We start from the raw sequence: 13973 nt of genomic DNA on the forward strand, positions 1-13973 counted from the left end.
GTTTAGCGACCTCACGAATACCCAAATCCTGTTCGGTCACTTGTTTGATAATGTTTAAACGAAATTGATAAGAATAAGACATAATCTGCACCTCAAATTAGGTGTCCAGGTTTTGGGGTGCAGATCAACAAGCGGTCAAATTTTAGGAAATTTGACCGCTTGTTTAAATGGTTAAGCCAATTACAGGGCTACCGTTAATTTTGCATAAGCACGTTCGGCTTTTGCCAAGGCTTTTTCAGTATTTTCATCACGCGCTAAAATCACCCCTAAACGGCGATGCCCATTCACTTCACCTTTACCGAACAAGCGGATATTGGTACCGATTTCTTCTAACGCTTTATCCAAATTACCAAAGGTTACATTTTTTGATTTACCTTCAACCACAATCGCTTTTGATGCTGCAGGGCTAATTTGATAGATTTCAGGAATCGGTAACCCCAAAATAGCACGAGCATGTAATGCAAATTGTGAAAGCTCTTGTGAAGCTATAGTCACCATGCCCGTATCATGAGGACGAGGTGAAACTTCGTTAAAGATAATTTCATCACCACAAACAAACAGTTCTACTCCAAAAATACCTCGTCCGCCTAATGCTGTAGTAATGCGTTCTGCTGTTTCTTGCGCACGTTTTAGTGCTAGATCAGACATCGCTTGTGGCTGCCAAGATTCACGATAATCACCATTATCTTGACGATGACCAATTGGTGCAAGGAATGAAGTACCATTTATGTGACGTACGGTTAATTGGGTAATTTCATAGTCAAATTTGATAAAACCTTCCACAATCACACGTCCTCCACCAGCACGTCCACCTTCTTGTGAATAATCCCAAGCCTGTTGAATTTGCTCTGCAGATTTGATTACCGATTGTCCATGACCTGATGAAGACATAATCGGCTTAACCACGCAAGGGAAGCCGAGTTCATCTACCGCTTTTTTAAATTCATCAAAAGTATCAACAAAGAAATAAGGTGAAGTTTTTAAACCGAGTTCTTCTGCCGCTAGACGGCGAATACCTTCACGGTTCATAGTTAATTGGGTAGCTTTAGCGGTTGGCACAATGTTATAACCTTCTTGCTCAAGCTCAACTAGCGTTGCAGTGGCAATCGCTTCCACTTCTGGCACAATAAAATCAGGCTTTTCTTTTTCAACTAATGCACGTAAAGCTATACCATCTAACATTGAAAGAGTATAAGCACGATGTGCAACTTGTTGAGCGGGCGCATTTTCATAGCGATCTACCGCAATCACTTCTACACCGAAACGTTGTAATTCAATCACAACTTCTTTACCTAGCTCTCCTGAGCCAAGCATCATTACTTTCGTTGCATTCGATGTTAATGGGGTGCCAATTGTGGTCATTTTTGATCCTCTTTGATACAAAAAGCAAACGTTTGCGTAAGATTATATAATAAAAGCGGTAAGATTTTGTGAAAAATTTGTAAAATCTTACCGCTTGTTCAAACTATGAAGCTATGCTGATTCTTCTTCAACTTTTTCCATCGCACCTTGAATAGTGAGTTGAATTTCAACTGAAATCAATGCTCTGAGCATTTCCTCAGCTTCTTTGACTTTAGCAACCACTGCGTTACCTTGTTCATCAAAATACCCTTGTGCTTTTAAACTTGCACTAAAAGTCGAGAAAATCGCTTTATCAAAGAATTCTGGTGCGTTAATACCATGTAGAATCGACAGACGTTGTGCAATAGAACGACTTTCTTTTTCTAAGTTATTACGGCTCATTTCTGGCTGTTCTAACAATACACTTAGACTGATGTAATAACGCTGTAAAATCTCACGAATCCCTGCAGCGTGTAACTGTAACGCACGCACACGAGAACGGTTAATTTTCAATACATCACTTTCGTATTTAATAATTTGCTGGCGTGCAAACTCAGTTAAAATCAGCTCAACTTGATTACGTACTTCATTCTCTTTGAAATGAAGGAATAGCTCCGCTTTTAAGAACGGATAAATATGATTTACCGTTTTCATAATCAGATCTTTAGATACTGATTCATGATGCAACACAATACTTGCAACTAACGATGGCAATACGAATAAGTGCTGAATATTATTACGATAATAGGTCATCAACACCGCCGACTCTCGGTCTAAACGGATCATTTCACCAAAATTATCTTTTTCACTTACTACACCAGAGCGAGGCAAACTAAGCACATGCTCAAGCATTTGCTCTGCAGATTCCACAGGCACAGTGATATCTGTAGCATACGGCACATTTTTAAAGAGCTGTAAGTAACTATCCACTTGTTCAATAAGTTGTTCACTAGCAAGAGCTCGTTGGCGAGAAGCAAGTAAAACTGAACCAATTAAGTTTTTCGCGTTTACTGCAGCCGCATTATTAATATTTACCATCACTTGCTGTGCAATCTCATCAACCGCATCATTTAGCCATTTAGGGCGACTATCTTCTGCTGGCGGTTCTTTCCATTCAGGAAAATGTTGGTTCAAATAAGTGTTTACTTGAATCGGTTCACCAAAATTCACAAAGCCTTGACCTAAATTACGTAATTTTTTAATTACTCGTAATACTAAGCCCGCATTTTCTTTTTCTTTTGCCGCACCACGCAACTCTTTTGCGTAAGTATCTACTTCAAGCACGTGTTCGTAACCGATATACACTGGCACAATACTAATTGGGCGAGAGAGCCCTCGTTGTAGTGCTTGCAAAGTCATCGACATCATGCCTGTTTTTGGCTCAAGTAAACGTCCAGTACGAGAACGCCCCCCCTCAATAAAATATTCCACCGAATAACCACGATAAAATAATTCTGCTAAATATTCACGGAAAATAGTTGAGTATAAGCGATTACCTTTAAAAGTACGGCGAATAAAAAACGCACCGCCTCGACGGAAAAATGGTCCCGCTGGCCAGAAATTTAAGTTAATTCCTGCCGCAATATGCGGTGGAACTAAACCTTGATGATACAAAATGTACGACAATAATAAGTAGTCCATATGACTACGATGGCAAGGCACATAAACAATTTCATGCCCTTCTAAAGCCAATTTACGCACACGATCCGCATTTTGAACCTTGATACCTTGGTATAACTTATTCCATAGCCAACTTAAAATACGATCAGCAACACGCAATGTTTCGTGGCTTACATCTGCAGCAATTTCATCTAAAATTTTCTCGGCTTCCTGACGTGCTTTTTCTTTAGAAACCTTTTTCGATTTTGCTTCGTCTTCAATTGCCTGCACAATGGTTGGTAATTGAATCAGCTTATTGAACATTGCTTGACGATCAGCTAAACGGGGCCCTGTTGCTGAATAACGTTGCTTCGCAAAATGGATTTTTGCTACACGAGCGAGTTTTTGTGCTAAGCCTTCTTCAGAACCATGTTCGGTTACCATATAGCGTAATGAGAGCGCTTGGGAGAAACGCACAAAGTTATCTCGCCCAAACCAAATCATTGCAATAATACGCTGGAAGGTACTCATAAAACGAAGTGAAGGTGCTTTTTCTTTACCTGGTGAACGTCCCCATAATACTGACACTGGTACTAATTGCACATCTAAATTTTCATCCGAACGATGTAAATCTAAATAGCGATAGAAAAGAGATTCAGTCTCGCTTTTTGCCCCTTTCGATTTAAAAAATCGACGCCCTTCATCTAAAAAAACATAACGAGGTAACGATTGACCGTTAATCTCATTATTTTGCAATGGGTCTGGTAAATTCAATGCCTGACAATTCTTTTGAAGAATTAATAAATCCGTTTGCGATGTGTAAGGTAATACGTAAATAATAGGTTGAGATAAGTTTAATGAAAGCTCGTTTACAGGATCTGTAGGAATAGAACGAGACTTAACTAATAACGAAAGTGGAAGATTCAACACTTGTCGATAAAAATTTAAGAGGCTAGACATTTTAATATCCTTAATTGTTATGGTTTATGCCATCTAATATAGAGATAACCCTACTAAAGAAACAGTTTACCATAAATTTGTAAAATTTTTCTGAATTTATCTAGTTACAAATAAAAAATTACTGTATATAATGACACAAAATTCTGTATATAAAGACAGTGAGGAAAAAATGTCACGTAAACACTTAACTGCTCGCCAACAAGAAATTTTTGATTTTGTTAAACATCATATCGAAACAACTGGCATGCCACCAACACGTGTTGAAATTGCACGCGAAATCGGCTTTAAATCCCCTAATGCAGCAGAAGAACATTTAAAAGCGCTTGCTCGTAAAGGTTATATTGAAATGCTTTCAGGTACTTCTCGTGGGATTCGTATCTTAGTCAATAATGAAACTGAAGAAGCTGCGAATGATGATGGCTTACCGCTGATCGGTAAAGTTGCTGCAGGTACTCCCATTATGGCGATTGAACACGTTGAAAGCCATTACCCTGTAAATGGCGCTATGTTTAATCCAAATGCGGACTATTTACTCAAAGTAAACGGCAATTCTATGGAAAAAATCGGTATTCTTGATGGGGATTTACTTGCAGTGCACAAAACCAATTTTGCTCGTAATGGTCAGGTTGTAGTTGCACGAGTAGATGACGAAGTGACTGTAAAGCGTTTAGAGAAAAAAGGTGAGCTGATTTATCTTCACCCTGAAAATGATGAGTTACAACCTATTGTTGTTGATCCTCGTATCGAATATATCGAAATTGAAGGCATTGCTGTCGGCGTTATCCGTAATAACGCTTGGATGTAAAATCAAGCTCAAAGCAGGAAATAGGAGAATAAAGCGTTCGTTTATTCTCCTTTTCACCCCATAATATTATGCAACTTTCCACCTTTTCACACACTGAAGCAGAATTACTCAAGAAAGCGAATTGGCTTGCGGGCTTTACGCTTGGTGAAATTGCCCATCAATTAAATATTGACGTTCCGCTTGACCTGCGTAGAGATAAGGGCTGGGTCGGTCAATTAATTGAAACTGCTTTAGGCGCAAAAGCAGGTAGCAAGCCAGAACAAGATTTTGCTCATTTAGGCATTGAGCTCAAAACCATTCCTATCAATCATAAAGGCTTTCCATTAGAAACGACTTTTGTAAGCCTAGCTCCACTTACTCAAAATACAGGGGTTACATGGCAAACTTCTCACGTTCGACATAAATTACAAAAAGTGCTGTGGATTCCAGTACAAGGTGAAAGACATATTCCCGTTGCTGAACGTTATATAGGACAACCCATTTTATGGACCCCCTCATTTAAGCAAGAGCAACAATTAAAAAATGATTGGGAAGAACTAATGGAATATATCAGTTTTGGGCGCTTAAATGAGATCAATGCGACATTAGGCGAAGTCATGCAATTACGGCCGAAAGGTAGAAATAGTAGCTCACTTACCAATGCAATTAATCAACAAGGTGAACGCGTTCAATCTTTACCACTCGGTTTTTATTTACGTAAACAATTTACTGCTGAAATTTTACAGAATTTTTTACGTTCGCCCCTTTAACTTTTGCTTGGCTACCGTTATGCTTTCACCCTTTTGATCGTAGGCAATTGCCTATTAATTCTCTGTTTTAAAGGATATTTTATGTTTGATTGGATTGCCAATCCCGAAGCTTGGGTTGCTCTCTTAACCCTAACTGGACTTGAAATCATTTTAGGTATCGATAACATCATTGTTATCAGTATTTTAGTTTCTCGTCTACCAATTCATCAGCGCCAATCGGCTCGTATTATTGGCTTAGCATTAGCGATGGGAACTCGTATTCTATTATTGCTTTCACTGGCTTGGATGATGAAATTAGTCGATCCGCTTTTCTCTATTGCGGGTATGCCGATTTCTGGTCGAGATCTTATTTTATTACTCGGGGGGATTTTCCTTATCGTTAAAAGCGCAATGGAATTACAAGAATCTATTGCAGGTGAATCTCATGAAGAAGCCCAAAATGCAACTAAAACAGCAAATTTCTTAATGATTTTAGTACAAATTGCGATTTTTGACGTGGTATTCTCGCTTGATTCGGTAATTACTGCAGTGGCAATGGCAGATGATATTCCAGTAATGGTTATTGCTATTATTATTGCGGTTGCGATAATGATGCTGGCGGCAAAATCAATCGGCGATTTCGTTGATAACAACCCAACCATTAAAAACCTCGCATTAGCATTCTTAATTTTAATTGGGGTGGTATTAGTGGGCGAAGGCTTCAATATTCATATTCCAAAATCAGCAGTTTACACCGCAATGGGTTTCTCTGTTGTAGTAGAACTACTCAATATTAAAATGCGTAAAAATCAAGAAAAACACACTAAAGCATAATAAATTGCCCTTGATGAAAATCGGGGGCATTTTTAATGCTAAAATAACACCTATTTAATGATTATAAGCGGTCAATTTTACGCCGAATTTTGCATTACATTCTCAATAAATTATGTTACTGATTGATATAAAAGATAAAGAACTCAGCCAAGAAGAGATTGAAATCCTTGGGCATCCACTTATTTCTGGCTTGATTTTATTTAGCCGTAACTTTTACGACAAAGCACAATTAGCCGCACTCATTAAATCTATTCGCCAGCGAGTAAAAAAACCGCTATTAATCACCGTCGATCAAGAAGGTGGCCGAGTTCAGCGCTTTCGTGAAGGCTTTACCAAGTTGCCAGCTATGCAAGCTTTTCAAACATTAGCAAAACATACGCAAGAATCGACCGCTTTAGCTCAACAAGCTGGCTGGTTAATGGCGGCAGAGATGTTTGCACTTGATATTGATTTAAGTTTTGCACCTGTGTTGGATTTAGGTCATCACTGTAAAGCGATTGGAGATCGTTCATTTGGTGAATCACCAGAAAGTATATTACCTGTTGCTGAAGCATTTATTGATGGAATGCGAGAAATGGGAATGGCAACAACGGGTAAGCACTTCCCTGGGCATGGACATGTTCTCGCCGATTCACATTTGGAAACTCCCTTTGACGATCGTCCAAAAGAAGCCATTTTTGCTCATGATATTTTGCCGTTTAAGCAATTAATTACAAAAGGAAAGCTCTCAGCAATTATGCCCGCGCACGTTATTTATACGCAATGTGATAGCCAGCCTGCAAGCGGCTCAGAATATTGGCTTAAAAACGTATTACGAACCCAACTTAATTTTAATGGCGTGATTTTTTCTGATGATCTCGGAATGAAAGGCGCAGGTTTTATGGGCGACTTTGTACAACGTTCTGAAAAAGCAATTCACGCAGGTTGCGATTTATTACTACTTTGCAATGAGCCTGAAGGCGTGGTTCAGGTGTTAGACGGTTTAAAATATCAGCCGACAAAAGCTCAAACAGAGCGCCATATTTCGTTGATGAAACGCAAAAACGTAAGCTGGCAAGAACTTGAAGCAAGCACACGTTATCAGCACGCGCAACAACGTTTAACCGCATTACAAAATAAATGGCTAGAGTGGAAAACTCAGCATTGTTAGTCCAAATAAATAGGGCATAAACCTATTTTATGCCCTCATAAATAAAACCCTACTTATCACTAAATGACATTAAATTGCCCACATTTTCAACATCAGCATTGTGTTTCATGCCAATGGCTAGAAAAGCCTTATCAGGTACAACTTTTGGAAAAAGAAGCCGATCTCAAGCGGTTAATTTCTCCGTTTATTTTGCAAAATTTCACTGAAATCCTACCGCTTGTTGCCTCCCCAGCAAGTCAATTCCGTAACAAAGCAAAAATGGTGGTTTCAGGTAGTGTAGAGCGACCAACTTTAGGCATTTTAAAAGATCAGACGGATGTCAAAACAGCGCTAGACCTGACAGATTGTCCACTTTATCCTATTGAATTTAAAACACTTTTTCCTATCCTCAAAGACTTTATTGCACGTGCGGGATTAGTGCCTTACAACATCGCCAAAAAGAAGGGTGAACTTAAATATATTCTGATCACCCAAAGCCAACATAACAAATCCATCATGCTGCGTTTTGTGCTAAGAAGTGAGCAAAAACGACCGCTTATTGAGCGCGAATTAACCAATTTATTGACAAAATTACCGCAAGATTCTGTAGTAAGTTTGAATATTCAGCCTCAACATGCCGCAATTTTGGAAGGTGAAACCGAAATTTTTCTCACTGAGCAAACCACAATTGAAGAAAATTTTAATGGCATTCCACTATTTATTCGCCCACAAGGCTTTTTCCAAACGAATCCCAATGTAGCAAGTCAATTATATGCAACTGCACAAAATTGGATAAAAGATTTGCTGATTCAACAATTTTGGGATCTATTCTGCGGCGTAGGTGGCTTTGGTTTGCATTGTATGAAAACGTTGCAAACGAAAAATAAAAATGTGCAATTAACAGGAATTGAAATCTCTGCTTCTGCGATTGCCAGTGCAACGAAATCTGCCGAAAGATTACACCTAAAAAATGTTAAATTTGCTTCACTTGATTCCGCTCAATTTGCGCTAAATGAAAAAGGAACATCACCAGATTTAGTGATTGTCAATCCGCCTCGCCGAGGCATTGGCAAACCATTAGCGGAATTTTTAAATCAATTAGGCGCACCTTATTTAATTTATTCAAGTTGCAATGCACAAACAATGGCAAAAGATTTTATATCATTAAGCAACTACTCACTCCAAAAGGTGCAATTATTTGATATGTTTCCGCATACTTCGCATTATGAAGTGCTGACTTTTTTAGTGAAAAAGTAACTATTGCCTACTGGTTAATATTGGTTGGAGTTTATATTTTTTGCAAAATTTAGGTATAATTAGCCCGCTTTAGTTTTATTTATCCGTATTCGATCAAAGAACCGTTAAATTTTGTGATCCAACTCACTTTTTTACAAGACAAAAGCGCAAAATAGCTTTACTATATTGCTATTCTTTTTTCTATTAACTCTCAATTAGAGGATATTAACAATGGCTAAAATCGTTAAAGTAATTGGTCGTGAAATCATCGACTCACGTGGTAACCCAACTGTTGAAGCAGAAGTTCATTTAGAAGGTGGCTTCGTAGGTCTTGCAGCTGCTCCATCTGGTGCGTCAACTGGTTCACGTGAAGCATTAGAATTACGTGATGGCGATAAATCACGTTTCTTAGGTAAAGGTGTATTAAAAGCTGTTTCAGCAGTAAACAATGAAATCGCTAACGCATTAGTGGGTAAAGAAGGTACTGCTCAAGCTGAAATCGACCAAATCATGATCGATTTAGACGGTACAGAAAACAAATCTAAATTCGGTGCAAACGCAATCTTAGCGGTTTCTTTAGCAACAGCTAAAGCAGCAGCGGCATCTAAAGGTTTACCATTATACGCTTATATCGCTGAATTAAACGGCACGCCAGGTGTATATTCAATGCCATTACCAATGATGAACATCATCAACGGCGGTGAGCACGCTGACAACAACGTTGATATCCAAGAATTTATGATTCAACCAGTTGGTGCATCAACATTAAAAGAAGCACTCCGTATTGGCGCTGAAGTATTCCACAACTTAGCGAAAGTATTAAAATCGAAAGGTTTAAATACTGCAGTAGGTGATGAAGGTGGTTTCGCTCCAAACCTTGCTTCAAACGCAGATGCTTTAGCATGTATTAAAGAAGCAGTTGAAAAAGCGGGTTATGTATTAGGTAAAGATGTAACGCTTGCGATGGACTGTGCGTCTTCTGAATTCTACGACAAAGAACGTAATGTGTACGATATGAAAGGCGAAGGCAAAACCTTCACTTCACAAGAGTTCACTCACTACTTAGAAGGTTTATGTAAAGAATACCCTATCGTGTCTATCGAAGATGGTCAAGACGAGTCAGACTGGGAAGGCTTCGCATACCAAACTAAAGTTTTAGGCGACAAAGTACAATTAGTAGGTGATGACTTATTCGTAACTAACACGAAAATTCTTTCTCGTGGTATCGAAAACGGCATCGCAAACTCAATCTTAATCAAATTCAACCAAATCGGTTCTTTAACTGAAACTTTAGCAGCAATCAAAATGGCTAAAGACGCAGGTTACACAGCAGTAATTTCACACCGCAGTGGTGAAACTGAAGATGCAACTATCGCAGATTTAGCGGTTGGTACAGCAGCAGGTCAAATCAAAACTGGTTCTATGAGCCGCAGCGACCGTGTTGCAAAATACAACCAATTAATCCGTATCGAAGAAGCATTAGCAGCTGCAGGTACACCAGCACCATTTAACGGTCGTAAAGAAGTTAAAGGTCAAGCGTAATCTTAATTGATTAATAAAAAATGCCACAGGATTTCTGTGGCATTTTTTTATATATTTGGAGTGATTTATGCAAGAAACTCTACTTTCTGAGCCGTAGCTTCAATGGGCGATTGAAATTCAAGGTATTGCACAAAATGGGCTTACTTATACAACAGGAATTTATGATCGTGAACGCTATCAACGTCTGCGAGAAATTTCTGCTGAAATGTTAAGCTATAAAACTGCTATTCCAATGGAAACCATAAAATTGCTTTTTTGTAACGAGGATGGCTACCAAACTCCTAAAATAGACACCAGAGCCGCTATTTTTCAAAATAAGCAGATTTTACTTGTACAAGAACAGGACGGACGTTGGGCACTTCCTGGCGGTTGGGTCGATGTATTAGAGACAATTAGTTCTAATACTATCAAAGAAGTAAAAGAAGAAGCAGGATTAACCGTGCAGCCACAATTTCTTATTGCTATCCATAATCAACGACTGCGTAATGATCCTAATTATCCTTATGGCGTTTTAAAAGCCTTTGTCATGTGTGAATTTCTCAGTGGCTCATTCGTTAAAAATAGCGAAACTATTGCATCTCAATACTTTTCTTTTGAGCAACTTCCTGAACTTGCACAAGAAAAAAATAGCAAACAACAAATTGCTCTATGCTTTGAGGCTTATCAAAGCACAAATTGGCAAACTCAATTCGATTAAAAAGGAAAAACCATGTTGTATTCAGTATTAACCGATCAATTACTTATTGGGCAGAGCTATCGTAATGGCGCTCATTCAACAAAGTATGAACATTTAGTTGTGATGTTTGAGGATGATGGCGAAACAGGCTACTTTTATGCGATGGATTTACACCAATCAGCCAATCCTGTGGTAGATAGTTTATTTGTTTATAGTAAAGCCGATATTGAAGAGAAAACGCTTACCGAGCCTCGACGTTTAGAAATTTGTTGGTCTGAAGATGGATACCAAGCCTTTTTACTTATTAATAGCTATCCGCATGCAGTATTTGATTTTAGCCAATTTGTTGGCTACAACCATACCAAATTTCCACAACCTGAATTAGGTAGTATGTGGGTACATAAAGAAACTACTTCTGAATTAGTTAAACGTTGGCTTAAATAAATTCAATAACTAGACTATCCTGAGAATTTTTTTTACAAAAGCCCTTGACTTTATAAAGTTTAATGCATAAAGTTCAAATATCAAGCAAACTATTGTCAATAGTCTGTTTGATGTTTTATCTATTTATATGAATTTATTAGGAGTTCATTATGAAAAAATTAATTCTTGCAACCCTTGCAACTTTTACTTTACTTTCTGCAACGACAAGTGCTTTTGCGGCCAATTTCCCTGGTGCTTGCACCCGTGAATACGACCCAACACCTTACCTCACTAAAGATGGTAAAGTAATATATGCTCCAAACCCATGTATTGCTGAATTATGGGCGATTCAAGGCAGATAATATTTTTAAATAGATAGTGATATAAAGTGAGTTGAAGCTCTTACTAGAGTTCAGCTCACTTTTTATTTATAGTGCTGACATTCTAGAAAAATGTGTTCTTATTTCCAAAGAAAGCTGACAAGTTAAAATCTTTAAGAAACATTATTGACACTCCAAATGGCTTCTGAGTAAAATTCGGACATCAAACATTGCTTCTGATAATCATTGTCAGTTTTTTGTTTGATACTTTGATATTTTATTTTTTGATAAAACTTATTAGGAGTCAATTATGAAAAAATTAGTTCTTGCAACATTCGCAACTGTAACTTTATTTTCTGCAACAACTAACGCTTTCGCAGCGAACTTCCCTGGTGCTTGTACTCGTGAATATGATCCAACACCTTACATCACTAAAGAAGGTAACTTAGTTTACGCACCGAACCAATGTATTGCAGATTTATGGGCTGCTCAAGGCAAATAATCTGAATTGATAAACTGTACTTAGTTTCACTTTGAGCTCAGGTGATTCTAAGTGCAGTTTTTATTTATGGCTATTGCAATGCTCTCTAATTAAACTTAAAAATGCGCCACCAAAACGTTCTAACTTTCGTTCTCCCACACCATTAATATCCAACATTTCCACTTCCGTAAGCGGTAAAAATTCTGCCATTTCCTGCAATGTTGCATCATTGAATACCACATAAGGTGGAATATTTTCTTTATCCGCAATTTGCTTACGAAGAAAACGTAAACGAGCAAATAAATCTTTATCGTAACGTACCGAAGCCTGCTTCTGTATATAAGCTGTGGCAGAGAAGGTCAAACGGGGCATCGCTAATTCAAGCTTTTGCTCAGAACGCAAAATTGGGCGTGCCTGTTCAGTAAGCTGTAGCGCCGAATGATTCACAATATTTTGCCGAATTAAGCCCAAATGAATCAGCTGGCGAATAATACTTAACCAATAATCTTGGCTCTGCTCTTTGCCGATACCGTAAACTGTCAGTTGATCATGATTAAATTGGCGAATTTTCTGATTATTCATTCCACGCAATACTCCAATCACATGATGAGCACCAAAAGTTTGCCCTGTGCGATAAATTACTGACATTACTTTTTGTGCATCTAAGCTACCATCATATTTACGAGGTGGATCAAGACAAATATCGCAATTTTTGCATGGTTCTTGGCGTGATTCGCCAAAGTAATTGAGTAACACTAATCGACGACAAGTTTGTGATTCTGCAAAAGCACCTATTGCTTGTAATTTATGCTGTTTAATATCCCGCTGTTCACTTTCAGGCTCTTCTAATAGCACTTTTTGTAACCAAGCGTAATCGGCTGGATCGTAAAACAATAATGCTTCAGAAGGCAGATCATCTCGCCCCGCTCGCCCTGTTTCTTGATAGTAAGATTCAATACTACGAGGCAAATCAAAATGCACCACAAAACGCACATTTGATTTATTGATGCCCATACCAAACGCAATGGTTGCTACCACCACCTGAATATTATCTCGCTGAAAAGCATTTTGTACCGTTTCACGCTGTTGCACCGACATACCCGCGTGATAGCCCATTACCGCAATTTTACGAGCGGCCAATTTTTCAGTGATTTCTTCCACTTTCTTACGACTATTGCAATAAACAATCCCACTTTTGCCCTGTTGTTTACTGATAAATTTAGCTAGCTGTTCCATTGGCTTAAATTTTTCTTGCACCGTATAACGGATATTTGGGCGATCAAAACTACCGAGGTAAGTATGTGGATTTCTTAAGCGCAAATGTTGCAAAATATCATGACGTGTCGTTGGGTCTGCAGTTGCAGTCAGCGCCATTAACGGCACATTCGGAAAAGTGTTACGCAAATTGCCCAGCAACGTATATTCTGGGCGGAAATCGTGTCCCCATTGTGAAACGCAATGCGCCTCATCAACCGCAATTAAGCTGATTTTGCATAATGAAATAAAGTGGAAGAACCCTTGTGTCATCACTTTTTCTGGCGAAAGATAAAGCAATTTTAACTGCCCAGAAATCGCCTTTTGTTCAACGCATTGTTGCTCTTCAAGCGTTTGAGTAGAATTTAAAAAGCCAGCTTCAATCCCATTGGTAATAAGTTGATCAACCTGATCTTTCATCAATGAAATTAGCGGAGAAATGACCAACGTGATGCCATCAAGGCATAGCGCAGGCACTTGGTAACAGAGCGACTTACCGCCACCTGTGGTCATAATCACAAGACAATCTTTTCCTGCCAATACCGAATCGATTACCTCTTGCTGTCCGTGACGAAACGCTTGATAACCGAAAACGTTATTTAACACCTCTTTGGCAGTGGTTCGAGAAAGTTGCATTATGATTCC

The 13973-nt window shown here is 38.5% G+C and carries 13 protein-coding genes and 1 pseudogene; 10 read left to right on the plus strand and 4 right to left on the minus strand.

Going from position 1 to position 13973, the window contains the following annotated elements; translation table 11 throughout:
* The 3 genes and pseudogenes from F8M47_RS12210 to plsB all read right to left on the minus strand — a co-directional run.
* Positions 1-82 (minus strand): annotated as a pseudogene (locus tag F8M47_RS12210) (transposase); the annotation flags it as partial.
* Positions 83-180: 98 nt separating this feature from the next.
* Positions 181-1362 carry a formate-dependent phosphoribosylglycinamide formyltransferase gene (gene purT, locus F8M47_RS02870; protein WP_150538711.1) on the minus strand — a complete coding sequence of 394 codons (1182 nt, stop codon included), beginning with the start codon at positions 1360-1362 and terminating at the stop codon, positions 181-183.
* 111 nt (positions 1363-1473) lie between these two features.
* The gene (gene plsB, locus F8M47_RS02875; RefSeq protein ID WP_150538712.1) at positions 1474-3900 is read right to left on the minus strand and encodes a glycerol-3-phosphate 1-O-acyltransferase PlsB; all 2427 of its coding nucleotides are present in this window, start codon (positions 3898-3900) and stop codon (positions 1474-1476) included.
* Between the two features lie 169 nt (positions 3901-4069).
* On the opposite strand from plsB, the gene lexA reads away from it, so the two are divergent.
* From lexA to F8M47_RS02925, 10 genes are all read left to right on the plus strand, one after another.
* Positions 4070-4705 carry a transcriptional repressor LexA gene (gene lexA, locus F8M47_RS02880; RefSeq protein WP_150538713.1) on the plus strand — a complete coding sequence of 212 codons (636 nt, stop codon included), beginning with the start codon at positions 4070-4072 and terminating at the stop codon, positions 4703-4705.
* Positions 4706-4773: 68 nt separating this feature from the next.
* On the plus strand, positions 4774-5454 hold the full coding sequence (gene mutH, locus F8M47_RS02885; RefSeq protein WP_150538714.1) for a DNA mismatch repair endonuclease MutH: 681 nt from the start codon (positions 4774-4776) through the stop codon (positions 5452-5454).
* An 81-nt stretch (positions 5455-5535) separates the two neighbouring features.
* Positions 5536-6267: a TerC family protein gene (locus F8M47_RS02890; RefSeq protein WP_150538715.1), complete on the plus strand. Its 732-nt coding sequence runs from the start codon at positions 5536-5538 to the stop codon at positions 6265-6267.
* A 112-nt stretch (positions 6268-6379) separates the two neighbouring features.
* Complete coding sequence (nagZ, locus tag F8M47_RS02895) at positions 6380-7417, plus strand: beta-N-acetylhexosaminidase (protein WP_150538716.1); 1038 nt, start codon at positions 6380-6382, stop codon at positions 7415-7417.
* Between the two features lie 63 nt (positions 7418-7480).
* Positions 7481-8653 carry a 23S rRNA (uracil(747)-C(5))-methyltransferase RlmC gene (gene rlmC / locus F8M47_RS02900; RefSeq protein WP_150538717.1) on the plus strand — a complete coding sequence of 391 codons (1173 nt, stop codon included), beginning with the start codon at positions 7481-7483 and terminating at the stop codon, positions 8651-8653.
* 210 nt (positions 8654-8863) lie between these two features.
* Positions 8864-10174 carry a phosphopyruvate hydratase gene (gene eno / locus F8M47_RS02905; protein ID WP_150538718.1) on the plus strand — a complete coding sequence of 437 codons (1311 nt, stop codon included), beginning with the start codon at positions 8864-8866 and terminating at the stop codon, positions 10172-10174.
* A 109-nt stretch (positions 10175-10283) separates the two neighbouring features.
* Positions 10284-10871, plus strand: a complete 588-nt coding sequence (locus F8M47_RS02910) for an NUDIX hydrolase N-terminal domain-containing protein (protein ID WP_244298044.1) — start codon at positions 10284-10286, stop codon at positions 10869-10871.
* Between the two features lie 12 nt (positions 10872-10883).
* Complete coding sequence (locus tag F8M47_RS02915) at positions 10884-11294, plus strand: DUF2251 domain-containing protein (protein WP_150538719.1); 411 nt, start codon at positions 10884-10886, stop codon at positions 11292-11294.
* Positions 11295-11443: 149 nt separating this feature from the next.
* A complete protein-coding gene (locus F8M47_RS02920) occupies positions 11444-11635 on the plus strand; it encodes a hypothetical protein (protein WP_150538720.1) in 192 nt (63 codons plus the stop codon).
* Positions 11636-11903: 268 nt separating this feature from the next.
* A complete protein-coding gene (locus tag F8M47_RS02925; RefSeq protein WP_150538721.1) occupies positions 11904-12095 on the plus strand; it encodes a hypothetical protein in 192 nt (63 codons plus the stop codon).
* Between the two features lie 60 nt (positions 12096-12155).
* On the opposite strand, the gene recQ is transcribed toward F8M47_RS02925, so the two are convergent.
* Positions 12156-13964, minus strand: coding sequence for an ATP-dependent DNA helicase RecQ (gene recQ, locus F8M47_RS02930; protein WP_150538722.1), 1809 nt, complete (start codon positions 13962-13964; stop codon positions 12156-12158).
* Positions 13965-13973 lie beyond the last annotated feature (9 nt).

It is taken from the genome of Actinobacillus vicugnae (assembly GCF_901687125.1).
In the GTDB taxonomy this organism is placed as follows: Bacteria; Pseudomonadota; Gammaproteobacteria; order Enterobacterales; family Pasteurellaceae; genus Actinobacillus; species Actinobacillus vicugnae.

Coding starts and splice junctions, on each gene's coding strand:
- purT (WP_150538711.1), bottom strand. CDS start 1,362: ATGACCACAATTGGCACCCCATTAACATCGAATGCAACGAAAGTAATG.
- plsB (WP_150538712.1), bottom strand. CDS start 3,900: ATGTCTAGCCTCTTAAATTTTTATCGACAAGTGTTGAATCTTCCACTT.
- lexA (WP_150538713.1), top strand. CDS start 4,070: ATGTCACGTAAACACTTAACTGCTCGCCAACAAGAAATTTTTGATTTT.
- mutH (WP_150538714.1), top strand. CDS start 4,774: ATGCAACTTTCCACCTTTTCACACACTGAAGCAGAATTACTCAAGAAA.
- F8M47_RS02890 (WP_150538715.1), top strand. CDS start 5,536: ATGTTTGATTGGATTGCCAATCCCGAAGCTTGGGTTGCTCTCTTAACC.
- nagZ (WP_150538716.1), top strand. CDS start 6,380: ATGTTACTGATTGATATAAAAGATAAAGAACTCAGCCAAGAAGAGATT.
- rlmC (WP_150538717.1), top strand. CDS start 7,481: ATGACATTAAATTGCCCACATTTTCAACATCAGCATTGTGTTTCATGC.
- eno (WP_150538718.1), top strand. CDS start 8,864: ATGGCTAAAATCGTTAAAGTAATTGGTCGTGAAATCATCGACTCACGT.
- F8M47_RS02915 (WP_150538719.1), top strand. CDS start 10,884: ATGTTGTATTCAGTATTAACCGATCAATTACTTATTGGGCAGAGCTAT.
- F8M47_RS02920 (WP_150538720.1), top strand. CDS start 11,444: ATGAAAAAATTAATTCTTGCAACCCTTGCAACTTTTACTTTACTTTCT.
- F8M47_RS02925 (WP_150538721.1), top strand. CDS start 11,904: ATGAAAAAATTAGTTCTTGCAACATTCGCAACTGTAACTTTATTTTCT.
- recQ (WP_150538722.1), bottom strand. CDS start 13,964: ATGCAACTTTCTCGAACCACTGCCAAAGAGGTGTTAAATAACGTTTTC.